16 protein-coding genes are annotated in these 18,119 nt (G+C 40.7%); 13 read left to right on the top strand and 3 right to left on the bottom strand.

Annotated features, from left to right (window positions below; all coding sequences use genetic code 11):
• The first annotated feature begins 57 nt into the window (after positions 1–57).
• From C6Y01_RS04595 to C6Y01_RS04570, 6 genes are all read left to right on the top strand, one after another.
• Positions 58–333, top strand: a complete 276-nt coding sequence (locus tag C6Y01_RS04595; RefSeq protein WP_060595943.1) for a barstar family protein — start codon at positions 58–60, stop codon at positions 331–333.
• A 165-nt stretch (positions 334–498) separates the two neighbouring features.
• The gene (locus C6Y01_RS04590) at positions 499–1,449 is read left to right on the top strand and encodes an ABC transporter permease (RefSeq protein ID WP_066031073.1); all 951 of its coding nucleotides are present in this window, start codon (positions 499–501) and stop codon (positions 1,447–1,449) included.
• On the top strand, positions 1,442–2,392 hold the full coding sequence (locus C6Y01_RS04585; RefSeq protein WP_034663507.1) for an iron chelate uptake ABC transporter family permease subunit: 951 nt from the start codon (positions 1,442–1,444) through the stop codon (positions 2,390–2,392). Before C6Y01_RS04590 ends, C6Y01_RS04585 begins: the two co-directional genes overlap by 8 nt.
• Positions 2,383–3,141, top strand: a complete 759-nt coding sequence (locus tag C6Y01_RS04580) for an iron ABC transporter ATP-binding protein (protein ID WP_106037877.1) — start codon at positions 2,383–2,385, stop codon at positions 3,139–3,141. Before C6Y01_RS04585 ends, C6Y01_RS04580 begins: the two co-directional genes overlap by 10 nt.
• 22 nt (positions 3,142–3,163) lie before the next feature.
• Positions 3,164–4,108, top strand: a complete 945-nt coding sequence (locus C6Y01_RS04575; RefSeq protein ID WP_034663500.1) for a siderophore ABC transporter substrate-binding protein — start codon at positions 3,164–3,166, stop codon at positions 4,106–4,108.
• A gap of 140 nt (positions 4,109–4,248) precedes the next feature.
• Positions 4,249–5,205 carry an LCP family protein gene (locus C6Y01_RS04570; RefSeq protein ID WP_034663498.1) on the top strand — a complete coding sequence of 319 codons (957 nt, stop codon included), beginning with the start codon at positions 4,249–4,251 and terminating at the stop codon, positions 5,203–5,205.
• 68 nt (positions 5,206–5,273) lie between these two features.
• On the opposite strand, the gene C6Y01_RS04565 is transcribed toward C6Y01_RS04570, so the two are convergent.
• Positions 5,274–5,636 (bottom strand): YhjD family protein, encoded by a 363-nt coding sequence (locus C6Y01_RS04565; protein WP_034663496.1) that lies wholly within the window; start codon positions 5,634–5,636, stop codon positions 5,274–5,276.
• Between the two features lie 158 nt (positions 5,637–5,794).
• On the opposite strand from C6Y01_RS04565, the gene C6Y01_RS04560 reads away from it, so the two are divergent.
• Entirely contained in the window at positions 5,795–6,412 is a 618-nt protein-coding gene (locus C6Y01_RS04560) for a TVP38/TMEM64 family protein (protein ID WP_034663493.1), read from the top strand.
• A complete protein-coding gene (gene lepB, locus C6Y01_RS04555; RefSeq protein WP_034663490.1) occupies positions 6,412–6,924 on the top strand; it encodes a signal peptidase I in 513 nt (170 codons plus the stop codon). Before C6Y01_RS04560 ends, lepB begins: the two co-directional genes overlap by 1 nt.
• A 34-nt stretch (positions 6,925–6,958) precedes the next feature.
• On the opposite strand, the gene C6Y01_RS04550 is transcribed toward lepB, so the two are convergent.
• Positions 6,959–8,104 (bottom strand): AbrB family transcriptional regulator, encoded by a 1,146-nt coding sequence (locus tag C6Y01_RS04550; protein ID WP_106037876.1) that lies wholly within the window; start codon positions 8,102–8,104, stop codon positions 6,959–6,961.
• Positions 8,105–8,370: 266 nt separating this feature from the next.
• Here C6Y01_RS04550 and C6Y01_RS04545 point away from each other — a divergent pair, with 266 nt between their 5' ends.
• Genes C6Y01_RS04545 through C6Y01_RS04535 form a run of 3 tightly spaced genes read left to right on the top strand, consistent with a single transcriptional unit; the run spans position 8,371 to position 10,092 of the window.
• Complete coding sequence (locus C6Y01_RS04545; protein WP_024425495.1) at positions 8,371–8,793, top strand: BlaI/MecI/CopY family transcriptional regulator; 423 nt, start codon at positions 8,371–8,373, stop codon at positions 8,791–8,793.
• Positions 8,786–9,625 (top strand): M56 family metallopeptidase, encoded by an 840-nt coding sequence (locus C6Y01_RS04540; protein ID WP_034663481.1) that lies wholly within the window; start codon positions 8,786–8,788, stop codon positions 9,623–9,625. The genes C6Y01_RS04545 and C6Y01_RS04540 overlap by 8 nt, the downstream gene beginning before the upstream one ends.
• A 56-nt stretch (positions 9,626–9,681) precedes the next feature.
• The gene (locus C6Y01_RS04535; RefSeq protein ID WP_034663477.1) at positions 9,682–10,092 is read left to right on the top strand and encodes a DoxX family protein; all 411 of its coding nucleotides are present in this window, start codon (positions 9,682–9,684) and stop codon (positions 10,090–10,092) included.
• 196 nt (positions 10,093–10,288) lie between these two features.
• On the opposite strand, the gene C6Y01_RS04530 is transcribed toward C6Y01_RS04535, so the two are convergent.
• Entirely contained in the window at positions 10,289–10,735 is a 447-nt protein-coding gene (locus C6Y01_RS04530) for a ferritin-like domain-containing protein (protein WP_034663474.1), read from the bottom strand.
• A gap of 167 nt (positions 10,736–10,902) precedes the next feature.
• Here C6Y01_RS04530 and addB point away from each other — a divergent pair, with 167 nt between their 5' ends.
• The gene (gene addB / locus C6Y01_RS04525; RefSeq protein ID WP_106037875.1) at positions 10,903–14,412 is read left to right on the top strand and encodes a helicase-exonuclease AddAB subunit AddB; all 3,510 of its coding nucleotides are present in this window, start codon (positions 10,903–10,905) and stop codon (positions 14,410–14,412) included.
• A complete protein-coding gene (gene addA, locus C6Y01_RS04520) occupies positions 14,390–18,094 on the top strand; it encodes a helicase-exonuclease AddAB subunit AddA (RefSeq protein WP_106037874.1) in 3,705 nt (1,234 codons plus the stop codon). Before addB ends, addA begins: the two co-directional genes overlap by 23 nt.
• Positions 18,095–18,119: the final 25 nt, after the last annotated feature.

Below are 18,119 nucleotides of genomic sequence, written 5' to 3'. Positions count from 1 at the left end.
CGCTTTCTCTTTTTCCTTCTGTTCGTTTAAAATAAAGGCATGAGAGGGGAAGATGACATGAAAAAAGTGCAGCTGGACGGCGCATCGTGCAGGTCGCAAGAAGAGCTTCATGACCAACTAAAAACAGTTTTACACCTTCCTGACTATTACGGGAAAAATCTTGATGCCCTATGGGACTGTTTGACAGGAGAAGTAAATCTTCCAATAGAGCTGACATGGGTAAATTTTGAAACGAGCAAAGACGCTCTTGGCGAGTATGCAGAAAGCGTAAGGCAGTTATTTCAAGAAGCAGAAGAGGAATTGAAAGGACAATTTCAAGTGAGCATTCAATAATGGTGAAAAAGCAGCCGCTGCCGCAGGCTGTTTTTTCATGAGTTTCCGTCTTTCTCAATCTGCTATTGAATATTTTACTAGATGTGATAATATATGAACTGTCGCTTAATTGATAATGATAATCATTTTTAGCGGAAAGAGCTTGATAGAAAGAGAGAAACCAGTATGAAGTTGTATCAATTAAGTTTATTATTTGTATGTTTGGCATGTGTATCACTGTTTGTCGGTGTACAGGATCTGTCCATTTTACAGATGTTTCATTTAACAGATGAACAATTACATACGTTAGTTTCAAGTCGCATCCCGCGTCTCATGAGTATTGTGCTTGCTGGCATGAGCCTTAGTTTATGCGGCTTTATTATGCAAAGCATGACGAGGAATAAATTTGTTTCACCAACCACTGCAGGAACGATGGATTGGGCGAAGCTTGGTATTTTAGCAGCAATGCTTGTTTTTACACATGCGAGCCCGCTCATGAAAATGGGAATCGCGTTTCTATTTACTTTAGCTGGGAATCTTCTTTTCTTAAAAATCCTGCGGCATATTAAGGTGAACGATACGATCTATGTACCGTTAGTCGGCTTAATGTTTGGCGGGATTGTCAGTTCAATATCTACGTTTATAGCCTATAAATATGATCTGATCCAAAACGTATCTGCATGGCTTCAAGGGGATTTTTCTCTTATTGTTCAGGGGCGTTATGAACTGCTCTATGTGAGTGTTCCACTATTGATCATCGCGTATTTATATGCTGACCGCTTTACAGTGGCGGGTATGGGTGAGAGCTTTGCCATCAACTTAGGTTTAACGTATAAACGTGTGATGGCGGTTGGTTTGGTGATCGTTTCGATGATTACATCTGTCACCATATTAACTGTCGGAATGTTGCCATTCCTAGGCTTAATCATTCCGAATATTGTATCGATCTACCGCGGCGATCACTTGAAAAAGAGCCTTCCGCATACAGCCTTACTAGGAGCCATTTTTGTTCTGATTTGTGATGTGCTCGGAAGGGTGATCATTTATCCATATGAAATTTCAGTTGGGCTCATGGTAGGCATCGTCGGAAGTGCGATCTTCCTGTACATGTTATTAAGGAGGAAACGCTATGCATAAGAAACGTACATTATGCCTGATTGCAGCCATTGCAGCCGTGCTGATCGTGATTTTCATTACCTTTCAAATGGGGTACTGGCCGTACACAGTGCCAAGTCGTTTAAAGAAAGTGCTGGCGATGACATTGACGGGAGGCGCGATTGCCTTTTCATCTGTTGTCTTCCAAACCTTGACCAACAATCGAATCTTAACGCCGAGCATACTGGGTTTAGACGCACTGTACTTGTTTTTGCAAACAGCGATTATTTATCTGTTTGGCTCGGCCAATTTTATGATCGTCAATAAAAACCTGAATTTTTTCCTTTGCGTTGGGCTGATGATTCTATTTTCTGTGCTGTTATATACGGTGATGTTCAAACGCAAAAATAAACACATTTTCTTGCTTCTGCTTGTTGGTATTGTCTTTGGGACATTGTTCAAAAGCCTTTCTTCTTTTATGGAAATGCTGATTGATCCAAATGAATACCAGGTCGTACAAGATAAATCCTTTGCAAGCTTTAATCACATGAACACAGATATCTTACTCATTGCTTCTGTTTTATTTGCGGCGCTGTGCCTTTACATTTGGACATTCCGCTCCAAATTAGATGTCATGTCACTTGGGAAGGAGCATGCGGTGAATCTGGGAATTGACTATGACAGCATCACAAAAAAGATGCTGATCGTGATAGCCGTTCTTGTGTCCATCGCAACAGCACTTGTCGGACCGATTACGTTCCTTGGCTTACTCGTCGTGAACGTGGCAAGAGAGCTATTTCGTACATACCGGCATACGTACTTGCTGCTAGGCTCTTTTTTCATCAGTGTGATTGCCCTTGTAGGCGGGGAGTTTCTTGTCGAAAAGGTATTTACTTTTCAAACGCCGCTGAGTGTCCTGATTGATTTAGTAGGCGGATTGTATTTTATTTACTTACTTTTAAAGGAGAGTCGTTCATGGTCGTGATGAAGGGAGTCAGTAAGACATATAATGGAAAAACAGTGCTTCACAAAACAACTGTCAGTGTGAAAAAAGGACAGCTGACCTCTCTCATTGGTCCAAATGGTGCGGGTAAGAGCACGCTTTTGTCCATCATGAGCCGCTTGATTCAGCCAGACACAGGTGCAGCTTATTTACAGGACAAACCATATAGCGCGTATCCTCCGCAGGAGCTAGCGAAAAAGATGAGCATTTTAAAGCAGGCCAATCACATGAGTGTGCGCCTGACCGTACGGGAGCTTGTCAGCTTTGGCCGTTTTCCTTACTCACAGGGCCATCTGACAAAAGAAGATGAGAAGATGATCGATGTGTCCCTCCAATACATGAGGCTTGCCGATATCCAGCATCAATATGTAGATGAACTGAGCGGCGGACAAAGGCAAAGAGCCTTTATTGCGATGGTGCTGGCTCAGGATACGGATTATATTTTCTTAGATGAGCCTTTAAACAACTTGGATATGAATCATTCTGTTGAGATGATGAAGCTATTTCAGCAGCTCGTCAAAGATCTTGGGAAAACAATTGTTGTGGTTCTCCATGATATTAACTTTGCATCTGTGTATTCCGATCATATCGTCGCTTTAAAAGATGGACAGGTGATCAAAGAAGGTGGAGTAGAAGAAGTGATTCAAACAGATGCACTTGAACAAATTTATGACATGCGCATACCGATTGAAGTCATTCACGGTGAGCGTATTTGCTTATATTTTTCTTAAAAAAATGAAGAGGTGATCAAGTATGAAAAAATGGATTTGGATGATGACTGTATTAACAGCGATTGTTGTACTCGCTGCCTGCGGGAACCAAGGAAAAACAGAAGGAACAAAAGAGGAAACCGTCACGGTAAAAGACATGCTGAATAAAGATGGCGTGAAGATCAAGAAAAACCCGAAAAAAGTCGTCGTGTTTGATATGGGAAGTCTTGATACGCTGGACAAACTAGGTGTGGATGTGACAGCTTTACCAAAACAAGTCGTGCCTAAATATTTATCCAAATATGAAGGTGACAAATATGAGAATGTCGGCGGTTTAAAAGAGCCGAACTTCGAAAAAATTGCAGAGATTAAGCCCGATTTGATTATTATTCAGTCTCGTCAATCAGATGCATTCGATGAATTTTCTGAAATTGCTCCTACGATTTTGATGGATGTAGACACTGCCAACTATATGGAATCATTTAAAAAGAATGCCACGACGTTAGGGGAAATTTTTGATAAGGAAGATGAAGTCAAAAAAGAATTAGCAGCCATTGATCAAAAAGTAGATGCATTAAAGAAACAGGCAAAAGAGTTGAAACAGAATGGTTTAATGATCATGGCCAACGACAGTAAAATGACAGCCTTTGGTGCTAAGTCAAGATACGGACTCATCCATGATGTGTTTGGTATCACGCCGGCAGATCAAAAGCTTGAGCCATCTGACAAACACGGACAAAGCATTTCATATGAGTACATGGTCAAAACGAATCCGGATTACTTATTTGTCATTGATCGAGGCGCAGCGATCGGAGAAGAAACTTCTGCGAAACAGCTTGTTGAAAATGATTATGTGAAATCAGTCAAAGCGGTCAAAAACAACCATGTGGTGTATTTGAACTCTGACATGTGGTATTTATCTGGCGGCGGCCTTGAATCATTGACTGCCATGATTGATGAAGTAAAACAAGGAATTGACCAAAAATAATGGAAGAAAAGCTGCTCATACTGAGCGGCTTTTTTTATTGTGGATTCATAAAAATATGTTGCGTGCAGGAAACTTTCATCAAAATATGTTATAGTGGAACCTACATTGATAGACTAAGATAGAGTGAGGGTTCGGAAAGGATGAAGGAAAAAACAAGATCAAAAAGAAGGCTGAGACCTTGGGTGAAAGCCGTGCTGTTTATCATGGCTTTTGTCATGGTGATGGCAGTGTCCGTGACAGGATATGCTTACTATAAAATTTCAAAAGCGTCGGATAAGGCACAAGTGTCATTAGAAAGAGGAGACACCTCGCAAAAGCGTGTGAAAGCTTTTGATCCAGGAAAAGACAGCTTCTCGGTGCTGCTGCTTGGAATTGACAGCCGTCCAGGTGAAACGGTAGACGAAGCAAGAAGTGATGCGGTCTTACTGGCGGCGGTGAACCGAACAGAGAAAACCATCAAGCTCCTCAGTATTCCTCGTGATTCTTATGTTGATATACCGGGAAGAGGATATGATAAAATCGCCCACGCCCATGCGTTTGGGAGTGCAGATTTGTCAGTCAAAACGGTCGAAAACCTGCTGAACATTCCTGTAGATTATGTGATTTCAGGGAACTTTAAGGCGTTTCAAGACATTGTGGATGAGTTAAACGGAATTGACGTCACGATTGAAGATGAAGGTATCGCAAAACAAATGGAAAAGGATTCAAAGGGAAAAGTTCATGTGCAGACAGGCGCCCATACATTAAATGGTGAAGAAGCATTAGCCTTTGTGAGAACGAGAAAGGCAGACAGTGACCTCATGCGCGGAAAGCGCCAAATGGAAGCACTTCAAGCCATCTTTGAAAAATCTAAATCCATTTCTTCGATCCCGTCATATGATAACATCATTGATACACTTAGTGATAACGTCTCAACCAATCTGACTATGAAGCAGTTTATCGGTCTTTTCCCGTTATTGAGCTCATTGAAATCAGTGGATACCATTCAGCTAAAGGGCCATGATTATCAGCCTGGGAATGTGTATTACTTTGAGTTAGATGGCGCTGGATTAGACGAAGTGAGAACAGAGCTGAGAGAACAGCTTGAATTATCATAAACAAGAAGGAGCCTGCCGCTGTGGCAGGCTTTTTGCTTTGAATGGGTAAGCGCGACAATGAAGCAAATTCAGTTCGCTTGATGAAGAAAATACTGAGTCAGCAGTTCCTCTACCCGGTGGCGTATACGTGGATTAAAGTATTTATGCTTTTCTTCATAGCCATTCATGATAAATAGGTACGTTGTAAATCCTTCATCGTGTTCAATTTGCTGTACCTTCATTTTTTCTTTACGTAAATGCTGCTTCAGTTCATAAAGTGCTTTCTGTGCTTCCTTTAAGGCAGAGGTTACAAGCTGAATGTATGGTTCATTTAGTTTAAATGTTTGATGTTGTTTTAAGTGAGTCAAATCACGATTGAGGATGGAGATGACCATTGGAAGAAAGATGGCCTGTTCCATCATCTGAAGCTGTATTCTTGATAGTCTCGTCATGTCCAAGCCTGCTTTCTTTATATATATAGAACACTTGTTCTTATTTATTATATCGAATGAGTCAACCAATCTCAAGGGGGCAGGGGGGATTCATTTGTATATTTTTATGTTTTCCATGTAAAATGAAAAGTAGACAAACCTTGAAGGAGTCAAAGAAGTTGACATCATTTCTTTCCCTATTTACTCATGAAAATATCACATCATTTTTTGAAAGCTACAAGGCCTTTGGACCAATTGTGGCCATATTGCTACCCTTAATAGAAGCATTTCTTCCGTTTTTACCACTCGTTGCGTTTGCTGTAGCGAATGCAAATGCATTTGGCCTTTGGGAAGGCTTTTTATTGACCTGGATTGGCGCAAGTGCAGGGTCTATTCTTGTCTTTTTGCTGATCAGAAAATTTGGACAGATGAGAATGCTCAACTTTATCAGTAGGCATCCTTCCATTAAAAAATTGATGCTTTGGGTGGAGAAGCGGGGGTTTGGTCCGTTATTTATTTTACTTTGCTTTCCTTTCACGCCCTCTGCTGCCGTCAATGTTGTAGCGGGTTTATCAAGAATTAGCTTTTGGCAATTCTCATTAGCTGCTTTATCTGGCAAGTGTGTCATGCTCTTTATCATTAGTTTTATTGGCTATGATCTTTCTGCTTTAGTTAAGAATCCGTTAAGAAGTGTTTTTGCGGTTCTAGTTATCGCGTTATTATGGTATGTTGGAAAGAGAGTAGAAAATAGGTTGAACATTCGAATGAGCAAGCGTGAGGACAAAGGAGGCTCTTAATGAAAAAGAAGCCATTGCTATGGTTGATGATTATTACAGGCATCGTCTTATTGTTCCAAGTAAAGAATTTCATGTTTGTCACGTACAAAGTAGAAGGGGTTAGTATGGACCCAACTTTTACAGATGGAACAGAATTATTAATCAATAAGTTCTCGCCAAAACTCACGAAAATTAGCCGGTTTGATTATGTGTTATTTCACGGACCTAAAAATCAAATCTTGATCAAACGGGTCATTGGACTCCCAGGAGAAACGATCAAGTATGAAGATGATCAGTTATTTGTCGATGGTGAAAAAAAGAAGGAACCTTATTTAAAAGAGCAGAAAAAACATAAAATGGGGAACGTCCTGACAGGAGATTTTCAGCTGAAAGCCATCACAGGAGACGATAAAATCAAAAACAATCATTACTTTGTGGTTGGAGATAACCGAATACATAGCTTTGACAGCCGGCATTTTGGCACCATTTCAAAGGATCAAGTCGTCGGTGTCAAAAGGAATACCAGCGAATAAAAAAGGCGCTCTGCATATGCAAAGCGTCTCTTTTTTATTTTGCGGCTTTATAATCAGGCTGCCTTTTTGCCCAGACATGATGTAAGAACCGGAAAAACGGTGGCAGCATTGCAATGACGAGAATAATTCTGACGACTTGTACAGCCAGAACAAAGGTAGAATCCTCGTGAAGTGTGACCGCTGTTGTTGCCATCTCTGCAATACCGCCAGGCGAAAAGGCAAGAATGGCTGTAATGACAGAAATGCCTGTGATCTCAGCAATGGCAATAGAGCTGAGGACAGTCGCAGCAATTAGCCCGGCTGAGCTGACAACAGCCACAATGAGAGTGTTTTTTAGTCCAACAAACATCTGTTTATTCATTTTTGATCCGATGGTTGCACCTAGAAATATTTGAGACGCAATGTTCGCTTGTGCCGGCCAATAAGGAATCAAATCATAACCTATGAGTGCGCCCGTACCAACTTGAAGAGCTGCGACGCCTAGCATGCTGCCGATCAGCCAAGGGGCAGGGAAATGAAGACGAACTGCCAGGCGTGACATGAGCCAGGCACCTAAAATAAGCGCAGCGGTCCAAGAGATGTTTGACAGGGTGAAAACGCCCGAAGAAAAGGCGCTCCCTTGCGTAGCTACAGCCGCATCCGCTTCGTTTTTTGTATTTAAATAAAACACTGTAAAAGGGATAGTGAGTACAACCATTAATACACGTATCGTTTGCACGAGACTCACAACAGCTGTATTTGCTCCCACCTCTTGGGCAATCCCAGGCATAGCGGATAAACCGCCGGGGGCAGTTCCGACAAAGCTTGTCAGCATATCTGTTTTGCTCAGCTTCCATAAGGCAAAGCCTGAGAGCATCGCCAGTAGAATAGAAAAGACGAGCATGAAACTCACAGGGAGCCAATTTTCAGCGAAAATGTGAAGGACCTTCATATTCATTTTCTGTCCGAGTTCGATTCCGAGAATGAATTGACCAAGGAGCAGCCATCTGCTGTGAATACGTAAGGTGCTGGTTCCTTTACGCTGAAACAGGGTGGGGCGGCGCATGGCAATAAAAGCTGCTGTGATTAATGTACCAACCATCCAGCCAATAGACATTCCTGTTAAAGACAAAAGAAATCCACCTAAACCGCTTATCGCAATCAGAATGAGATCGGTTCGAAGGCTGTTTCCTTGTTTCATCACATGTAAACCTTCTTCCTATATGTTTGTTCAGTAAGTGAAATGTTGTTATCTTCACTATAATACAAAAGTCTCTATAAATAAAATACGATTTTTTTTACCATTTTCATAAGATTATCTTATCAATAAATGGTTAGCAAATTCTTATAAAGAAAGAAATAATTTTTACCAAAAGCAAAGTCAATATACAACGATTTTCCCCTATTTATCTTATCAGTTGACTATCATTTTCAATTACACTACAATGCTTAGTGTGGGGTGATAACATGAAAATTCCTTCTTTTAAATATAATGAAAAGGGATTGAATCGTTTTTTTGGTCCTTTAGAGGGAAGAATTATGGAGATCCTTTATCAAGGTGAGGATATGCCGATTAAAGAGGTGCAGCAGAAGCTGTCAGATGAAAAGCCGATTAATTTCAACACGGTGATGACTGTGCTGAACCGCTTAACCGAAAAAGGAATTGTGGAGAAGAAAACAAAAGGGCGCTCATCTATTTATAATCCCATTTTAACAAAAGAAGAATTTCTAAATGAGCAAACAAAATGGATTACGCAAGGATTGATGGACGATTTTGGTCCATTGGCAGTGAATCATATGGTGGATGCGATTGAAAGTGCTGATCCTGAATTACTCAAAGTTCTAGAAGCAAGGCTAGCATCTAAAAAAGAGGAGCAGCAAAATGAATAAAATGAAGTCGAGTCTGCTGTTTTTAGGCGGTATATTGATTGGTTTAGCCATTTTTTATCAGATGGGGTATTACGTGCTTTCAAGCTTTTTTGGCTGGAACCAAGCATATAACCTGATCCATGTATGCCAGTCCGTGCTCGAATTTTATGGATTCACTCCTTTAAAGTATTTTCTAGATGCCTTAGTCCTCTACACATTGGGATTTGCAATTTTCTATATGGCAAAGCAAATTAGAAAGTACATTCAATTCAAACGACATATGATGTTGGCAGTCGAACAACAGTCAACCGAATCTCTGTCAGAGAAATATCAAAACGATATCATTGTGTTTCGCTGTCAAGAACCGCTTGCCTTTGCAATGGGGATGCTTCACCCAAAGGTTTATTTATCAACAGCTCTCATGGACATGCTGGATAAAGAGGAGATTGACGCTGTTGTTCATCATGAATTGCATCACAAATACAGCTATGATCCCTTAAAAGCTTTCATGTTCTCAATGCTCACAAAAGTCATTTGGTACATTCCAGTGTTAAAGCATATGAGACAAAGCTACTCTGTTTTTCGCGAAGTGATTGCAGATGACTATGCCATTCAGCAGACAGGTACAGAGCTTGGAGTAGGGCAGGCCCTTTTGAAACTGATTAAAAAGAAAACCCAGTTTCAAAAACAAACAAAGTTTGCGGTGTCCTTTGGAGATCGGGCATTGAATTTAAGAATACAAAAAATCTTAAATCCAACTTACAATATTCCTTTTAATGTACCAATTATTCCAATTGTCACATCAGCCATTCTGATGGTGGTCTTAATGATTATGCTCAACTTAAATTACTAATTTTTTTACTTATTAACATTACATTATGTAGTGTAAAAACAGGAGGAATTCACTATATGAAAACGAATCAAGAAATAGGAACACTTTTTGTACGCGTTATTTTAGGTATTATTTTCTTTTTACATGGACTTCAGGCATATCAAGGAGGACTGGGAGGAACAGCAGCATTCTTTGGGCAAATCGGTTTACCCGAATTTATGGCCTATATTGTCAAGACAATTGAGCTAGTCGGGGGTATCGCTTTGATTTTAGGTCTAGGAACACGTATTTTCGCAGCATTATTTGTACCAATTATGGCTGTAGCGATTATTACTGTTGGTTTTTCTAAAGGATTTGTTGGCGGTTATGAATTTGAACTTTCGCTGCTCGTCATGGCGCTTTATTTAACACTTAGCGGCAGTAAGCTGCTGTCAATTGATGGGGTTCTCAAGCATCAGCAGCAAAGCAATGAAGCAAAATTTCATTAAAAGATCATGAAAAAACTCCTTCTGCATTTGTGGCAGAGGAGTTTTTTTAATGGTCAAATTCTCATTTTCTCGTTTGAAAATGAGGAAGGGATGTGAGATTTTGCTACATTTAGCGCTAACTTTGACATATTGAAGGAACGAAAAATCGATTTCATTTTTTGACGGAACTTACGATCTCCTATTAAAATAGGACTATCTAAGACACATGGTGCGTTAAAAGGTATAAAAACCATACAGCATGCTGCTGTTCATCTTGAGCGATACGTTTCATTAGCTCTTTTGTTCCTTGGTCACGGACATAGTCTGATACGCTTAAGTAAAAATCGACCGTTTTTTGTTCATCTTTAAAGGCAAACATAAGTCCTTCTCTGAATTGTTCTGGACAAGGTTCTGTTACGCTTGGTTTGTGGTTTCTACCTGTTAAAGAATAATATAGCTTTGAAAATAGTTGATAGTGTCTGACTTCATCCTGACGTATTTCTTGAATGACCTTTTTCGCCTCAGGGTTTTTTGCTTTTTGGGCAAGTTTTTCGTAGCATTGGATCGCAGAATATTCACCATTGATCGCCTTCTCAAGGTCTGAAATGATCCTTGTGTTTTGGCGCATGTCATATGGCGAGTAGTCATAGTAATCGTAATACATGATATTGCCAGCCTCCTTTTTGTTCATGATGGTTTATGATATGAAAAGAGTGAGGAAAGGTGCCTATGTTATTTCAATCAGATAGGAGAACGGGAACGTGATAGGAAAATAGCTATTTCCCTTTATTTTCGCTAGAATATGAGTACATAAGAAAGGTGTTGTGGAACGTGGAGATTCAGTTTTTAGCAGGCAGATCGGGGAGTGGAAAAACGACTGCAATCTTAGAGGAAATCAAAGAACAGCTTCGGCTTGATCCGTTGGGTCCGCCAATCATTTTTTTAGTCCCGGATCAAATGACTTTTTTAATGGAATATGAGCTTGCAAAAACGTCTGAAGCTGGCGGAATGATCAGGGCCAAAGTATTTAGTTTCACACGTCTTGCTTGGTCTATTTTACAGCAGACTGGCGGAGCGAACCGGCAATTTGTGACAAGCACAGGAATTCAAATGCTTTTAAGAAAAGTGATTGAAGAGCAGAAAGAAAAGTTTAAAGTATTCAAAAAAGCGAGTGATAAGCCGGGATTTGTGGAGCAAATTGAAAAGACGATGGCTGAATTCAAAAGGTATTGTATGTTGCCGGAGGATATTGAAAAAATTTCAATGTCGAGCATGTATTCAGAGTATACAGAAGAAAGACGGGCAGCCGAAAAATTGCATGATCTGCATGTTCTTTATCAGCAGATGGAGCAGCATTTACAAGATGAATATGTGCACTCAGAAGACTATTTGACACTTCTCACGCAGCAAATTCCTTCATCTGAAGAAATAAAAGGAGCACACATTTATATAGATGGTTTTTATCAATTTACACCGCAGCAGCTTCTTGTCATTGAACAGCTCCTGCTGCATGCAGCAAAAATAACTGCTGCTTTCACAGTGGATCGCTCCTATCATGATAGGCAGCCAAATGAACTTGATTTATTTCGTATGACAGGGAAAACGTATTTCCAGCTCTATCAGCTTGCTAGAGAGTGCGGAGCTGACATTTCTGAAAACGTTTTGGAAAGAAATAAACGGCACATTTATACACCAGATCTTGCTTATTTAGAACACCAATATGAGCAGAGACCAGTGCAGCCATATCAGGAAAACACCCCTCATCTCACAGTGTCTAAAAGTGCAAATAAACGAGCTGAAATTGAGGGAGTAGCCAGAGATATACTTGATTTAGTGAGAGAAAAAGGACTTAGATTGAGAGATATCTCGATTGTTGCACGACATGTAGACGACTATAAAGATACATTAAAAGAGGTTTTTCGAGATTACGATATTCCTTTTTTTATTGATGGAAATGAATCGATGCAGTATCATCCGCTCATTGAATTGATTCGTTCGAGCTTGGATGTCATAAAGGGAAACTGGCGGTATGAAGCGGTATTTCGCTGCGTGAAAACAGAGTTCTTATTTCCGCTTGAACTCGCTAAGAACAAAGCGAGAGAGCAGGCAGATCAGCTCGAAAACTATTGTATTGCTTATGGTGTAAAAGGAGAACGCTGGACAAACGGTTCCCGGTTTCATTACAGGCGCTTCCAATCATTAGATGAGGATTTTGGACAAACAGATCAAGAAATTGAAATGGAACAAATGCTAAATGACGTCAAAGAATGGATCGTGCCCCCGCTTTACCAGTTGCAGATTAGGCTCAAAAAAGCGCAAAAGGTAAGAGACATGGTAGAGGCTGTCTATGTCTTTTTAGAAGAGATACAAGTACCAGATAAGCTTGAAAAAGCGAGGCTTGAGGCTGAAGAAGCAGGTAGATTAGCTGAAGCAATGCAGCACGGACAAGTATGGGATGCGGTTATTCAATTAATGGATGAATTTGTTGAAATGCTAGGTGAAGAAGAGCTCTCATTTCCTTTATTCCAACAAATGATGGATACAGGATTAGCTTCTCTAAAATTCGCTTTGATTCCGCCTTCACTCGACCAAGTATTTATTGGAAGTATGGATTTATCGAGAATGTATCAAGTGAAATGTACGTTTATCGTTGGTGTAAATGATGGCGTTATTCCCGCACGCCCCTCTGATGAGAGTGTATTGTCTGAGGATGACCGTGAATGGTTAAAACGAGCAGGAGCAGAGCTGGCAGAGACAGGAAAGGAACGGCTGCTAGATGAGCAATTTTTAATTTACCAAGCGTTATCGAGTCCATCACGTCATTTGTATCTATCCTATTCGGCTGCTGATGCAGAAGGACGTTCTCTTTTGCCTTCGACACTCATCAAGTATTGTCAAGAGCTTATGCCAAATCATCAGCAGGCTCTTTATGTGTTAGATCCAGAACAACTGGATGACGAGGAGCAATTAAAATTTGTAGCGAATGAGCATGTTTCGTTATCGTATACCGTCTCACAGCTGCAGCAATGGCTCAATCAATATCCCATTAGTGGTGTATGGTGGAGTGTCTATAACTACTTAATGACATCTCCTAATCGGGATGTATCAAAAAACATCATGTCAAGTTTGTTTTTTACAAATCGAGCGAAGCCATTAAAGCCTAATGTCACAAAAGAGCTTTATGGTGATCATATTCAGGGCAGTGTTTCAAGAATGGAGAAATTCAATGCGTGTGCATTTTCTCACTTTGCTTCCCATGGGTTAAAACTAAAGGATCGACAATTTTACAAATTGGAAGCACCTGATATCGGCCAGTTGTTTCACTCGGCTTTAAAACATATTTCAGATACGCTTGTTGAACAAAAAAAGGATTGGAAAAACCTAACGAAGGAAGATTGTGTCACTTATTCAAAACATGCGATTGAACAGCTTGCTCCGCGTCTTCAAAAGGAAATTCTATTAAGCTCTAATCGGCATGCTTATATTAAAGAAAAGCTCCAGAAAATCTTGATTCGAGTCTCTTCTATATTAAGTGAACATGCCAAAGTGAGTGGATTTTCTCCAGTAGGGCTAGAGTTAGGTTTTGGGGGGCAAGGGCCATTGCCGCCGTTTACTTTTCAATTAAAGAATGGCTGCACGATGGAGCTTGTCGGAAGAATTGACCGGGTAGATAAAGCAGAAGGTTCAAAAGGGCTGCTCTTGAGAATAGTCGACTACAAATCCAGTGAGAAAGGTCTTGACTTAGCAGAAGTATACTATGGGCTGGCCTTGCAAATGCTCACTTACTTAGACCTGACCATTACGTATTCGAAAGAGTGGCTCGGGGTTGAAGCGACGCCTGCTGGCATTTTATATTTCCATATCCATGATCCGCTCATTCAAGCACCTATTCCGCTTGCAGAGGATGACATTGAGCAGGAAATATTCAAGAAATTTAAAATGAAGGGTTTATTGCTTGAAGATATAGAAGCAGTAAAGCTCATGGATCAAACGCTTGATTCAGGTAGATCACAAGTCATTCAAGCCGGCTTGAAAAAGGATGGGTCTTTCCGTTCTGATTCTGCAGTTTTAAGTGAAGATCATTTCCATATACTCACACAACACGTTCGGCGCACATTTGAAGAAGCAGGCGAAAGAATTACAAATGGAGAGGTCGCAATTAATCCATATAAATTGAAGGATCAAACACCTTGCCGCTTTTGTTCATTCAAGTCTATTTGCCAATTCGATGAATCAATAGAGGATAATGATTTTAGGGTGCTCACCTCTGAGAAAGATGATGTTGTGATAGACCGGATCAAAAAAGAAGGGGATCAGTATGCAAATACCAAAACCGAATAACAGTACGTGGACGGATGACCAATGGGAAGCCATCGTTTCAGAAGGACAAGATATCTTGGTTGCGGCGGCGGCAGGGTCAGGAAAAACAGCTGTTTTGGTTGAACGGCTGATTCGAAAAATGACCCGGCCTGAACATCCAGTTGATGTGGACCGTCTGCTCGTTGTGACTTTCACAAATGCATCTGCGGCAGAGATGAAGCATCGGATTACAGAAGCACTTGAAAAAGAATTAGCCAAAAACCCTGGGTCCCTTCATATGAGAAGGCAGCTGTCCCTCATGAATCGTGCTAATATTTCTACCTTGCACTCCTTTTGCTTGCAGGTTTTGCGCACCTTTTACTATGAAATTGATCTTGACCCAGGCTTTCGTTTGGCAGATCAAACAGAAGGAGAATTATTAGGAGATGAAGTGTTAGATGAACTGTTCGAGGATGAATATAAGGCTGGAAAGCCATCATTCTTTGAACTGGTTGATCGTTACACTTCTGACCGCCATGACTTAGATTTGCAATGGCTTGTGAAGAGAATTTATGAGTTTTCTAGGTCTCATCCTTTACCTGAGCAATGGATGAGGGCATTCCTTTCACTTTATGATGTAGATGCACAAACAAAAGTAGAAGAATTACCGTTTTATCCATATATCAAAGAAGATCTTTCTCTCGTTCTCCGGAGCTGCCAGGAGCTGCTTGAACGAGCTCTTTCGCTATCAAAAGAGCCGGGCGGCCCAGCACCGAGAGCAGAGAATTTTATAGATGATTTAGAGCAAGTCAATGAATTAATCCATCATCAAGATGATTTTGAGGAGCTTTACGAACTTTTGCCGAACGTCAATTTTAAAAGGCTCAAAACGTGCAAAGGGGATGAATATGACCCTGTTTTGTTAGAAAAGGCCACAGATGCACGTAATCAAGCAAAAAAACAACTAGAAAAGCTAAAAGATGAATACTTTATGCGCAGTCCTTCCCAGCATTTAAAAAGCTTAGCTGAAATGAAGCCAGTTGTGGAGACGCTTGTAGAGCTTGTGATCAAATTTGGTGAGCGTTTCGAAAGAGCGAAGCAGGAAAAGTCAATCGTCGACTTTTCGGATTTAGAGCACTATTGCTTACGCATTTTAGCGGAGCAGGATGCAGAAGGACATTTGATCGAAACAGAAGCTGCTAAGTACTATCAACAGCAGTTTGAAGAAGTGCTCGTTGATGAATACCAGGATACAAACCTCGTACAAGAAACGATTTTAAAGCTTGTGTCTAAAGGGGAACATTCTGCAGAGGGCAATCTGTTTATGGTTGGTGATGTAAAGCAGTCCATTTATCGTTTTAGACTGGCTGAGCCCATGCTCTTTTTAAACAAATATAAACACTTTCAACCAGACGGCAAAGAAACAGGGAAGAGAATTGATTTAAATAAAAACTTCCGAAGCCGTTCAGATGTTTTAGATAGTACGAACTTTTTGTTCAAGCAGCTGATGGGGCAAACAGTTGGAGAAATTGAATATGATGAACAAGCTGAATTAAAGCTTGGAGCGAGTTATCCAGAAAGCAAAGATACAACGACAGAAATGCTCCTTGTCCACTTAGATCAGCAGGAAGCGGAAAGCGACGAAGAGCGAGAAGAACTTGAGACCGTCCAATTTGAAGCGAGAATCATTGCTAAAAAAATAAGAGAATTGGTGGAGCAGCCATTTCAAGTGTACGATGCAAAACAGCAAATGACCCGTAACTTGCAGTATCGTGACATTGTCATTTTGCTTCGGTCTATGCCGTGGGCTCCGCAAATGATGGAAGAATTAAAGAAGCAGGGAATCCCTGTATATGCGAATCTTTCCTCTGGTTATTTTGAAGCAACAGAGGTGTCTGTCATTCTTTCTTTGTTAAAAGTCATCGATAATCCGTATCAGGATATTCCGCTTGCAGCTGTTTTAAGATCACCTATTGTTCATTTAGATGAAAATGAAATGGCACTTATTCGAACGAGTGATAAAAAAGGCACTTATTATGATGCTGTAAAGGCATTCATGAGTGTGACGCATTCAGATCACCCTACATGCAAAAAATTAGAGCGATTTTTCCAATTGCTGCATAAGTGGCGTGATTTCTCCATCAATCATTCGGTGGCAGAATTAATTTGGGAAGTCTACCGAGATACGCAGTATCTTGATTATGTTGGCGGGATGCCTGGAGGTAAGCAGCGGCAGGCGAATCTTCGTGCCCTTTATGATCGAGCCAAGCAATATGAAAAAGCTGCCTTTAGAGGGCTATTTCGATTCCTTCGTTTTATTGAAAGAATGCAGGAGCGTGGAGATGATCTTGGTGCGGCAAAAACGTTCAGTGAAACAGAGGACGTTGTGCGCATGATGACGATCCACAGCAGTAAAGGATTAGAATTTCCAGTCGTCTTTACTGCAGGACTCGGCAGGAACTTTAATATGATGGACTTAAACCAGTCCTACTTACTTGATAAAGAGCTAGGCTTTGGAAGCAAGTATATCCATCCTGAGCTGAGAATTAGTTATGCGACATTACCGCTTGTGGCGATGAAAAAAAAGATGAGAAAAGAGTTATTATCTGAAGAGCTGAGGGTCCTATATGTGGCGCTCACAAGGGCTAAGGAAAAATTATTTCTGGTCGGCTCTGTCAAAAATCAGGTGAAAGCATTAAGCAAATGGCAAAATGCCGCGACTGGAGAAGAGTGGCTGCTCCCTGATTTTGAACGTTATCAATCGAAAACATACTTAGATTTTATTGGTCCTGCTCTCATCCGTCATCAAGCGATGTCATCTATTTTAGAAGAAACAGGCGATGTCGTTCTTTCGCATCCGTCCACATTCACCATCTCATTTACTCAAGCTTCTGATCTTCTAAAGGAAGATATGTCACTTGAAAAGAAGCAGCAAGACGAGGTAGTACAAGCATTGATGGATGGTCTGCCTGTTGAAGGATATGGTGATGCTGATGAGAAGGTGGCAGAGAGACTTTCATGGAAATATCCATATCTAGCGGCCTCGCAAGTCGGCACAAAGCAGTCTGTTTCCGAGATAAAAAGGATGAAAGAAATACAGGATGAGTACAGTGTTCCTTCTTCTATTCGAAAAGCTCGTGCAACATTGTATGACCGGCCGGCTTTCATGAAGAAAAAAACACTCACTGCCGCAGAACAAGGCACCGCAATGCATACAGTCATGCAGCATATCACGCTTCCTTCTGAGGAGCCCTATGATGAATCACGTATAAGGCACCTGCTCGAATCCTTACAGCAGCGAGACTTGCTAACAGATGAGCAAGTCCGGTCAATTGATCAAGAAGGAATTGCTGCTTTCTTCTCTACTTCAATTGGTCAAAAACTGCTGAAAGCGGACTGGGTAAAACGAGAAGTATCATTTAGTATGGTGTTACCTGTTAAAGAGGTATACAGTCATATTGATACTGAGGGAGAGCCTGTTCTGATTCAAGGAATGATTGACTGTTTATTTGAAACAGATGGAAAGCTATATTTACTAGATTATAAAACGGATAGAGTGCAAGGCAGATATACAGGTGGACTTGACGCTGCTGAATCTATCTTGAAAAAGCGCTATGAAACCCAAATAGCGTTATATGCAAAAGCAGTAGAGCGTTTGACAAACAGAACATTAGAGGAGAAAATTCTCTATTTCTTCGATGGGAATTTAGAAATCTCTTTATAAATGTATCGGAATGAGAGGTGAAACA

The sequence above is a fragment of the Bacillus sp. NMCC46 genome (assembly GCF_002998465.1).
GTDB lineage: Bacteria > Bacillota > Bacilli > Bacillales > Bacillaceae > Bacillus.
The sequence above is the reverse complement of the archived record's forward strand: the minus strand, read 5'-3'. Positions and strand labels throughout refer to the sequence as shown.

Bases quoted from the DNA above. Each gene is read 5' to 3' on its own strand.
- C6Y01_RS04595 (WP_060595943.1), top strand. From the start codon at position 58: ATGAAAAAAGTGCAGCTGGACGGCGCATCGTGCAGGTCGCAAGAAGAG.
- lepB (WP_034663490.1), top strand. From the start codon at position 6,412: ATGAAAAAGAAGCCATTGCTATGGTTGATGATTATTACAGGCATCGTC.
- C6Y01_RS04545 (WP_024425495.1), top strand. From the start codon at position 8,371: ATGAAAATTCCTTCTTTTAAATATAATGAAAAGGGATTGAATCGTTTT.
- C6Y01_RS04565 (WP_034663496.1), bottom strand. From the start codon at position 5,636: ATGACGAGACTATCAAGAATACAGCTTCAGATGATGGAACAGGCCATC.
- C6Y01_RS04550 (WP_106037876.1), bottom strand. From the start codon at position 8,104: ATGAAACAAGGAAACAGCCTTCGAACCGATCTCATTCTGATTGCGATA.
- C6Y01_RS04570 (WP_034663498.1), top strand. From the start codon at position 4,249: ATGAAGGAAAAAACAAGATCAAAAAGAAGGCTGAGACCTTGGGTGAAA.
- C6Y01_RS04535 (WP_034663477.1), top strand. From the start codon at position 9,682: ATGAAAACGAATCAAGAAATAGGAACACTTTTTGTACGCGTTATTTTA.
- addA (WP_106037874.1), top strand. From the start codon at position 14,390: ATGCAAATACCAAAACCGAATAACAGTACGTGGACGGATGACCAATGG.
- C6Y01_RS04585 (WP_034663507.1), top strand. From the start codon at position 1,442: ATGCATAAGAAACGTACATTATGCCTGATTGCAGCCATTGCAGCCGTG.
- C6Y01_RS04530 (WP_034663474.1), bottom strand. From the start codon at position 10,735: ATGTATTACGATTACTATGACTACTCGCCATATGACATGCGCCAAAAC.
- C6Y01_RS04540 (WP_034663481.1), top strand. From the start codon at position 8,786: ATGAATAAAATGAAGTCGAGTCTGCTGTTTTTAGGCGGTATATTGATT.
- C6Y01_RS04590 (WP_066031073.1), top strand. From the start codon at position 499: ATGAAGTTGTATCAATTAAGTTTATTATTTGTATGTTTGGCATGTGTA.
- C6Y01_RS04580 (WP_106037877.1), top strand. From the start codon at position 2,383: ATGGTCGTGATGAAGGGAGTCAGTAAGACATATAATGGAAAAACAGTG.
- C6Y01_RS04575 (WP_034663500.1), top strand. From the start codon at position 3,164: ATGAAAAAATGGATTTGGATGATGACTGTATTAACAGCGATTGTTGTA.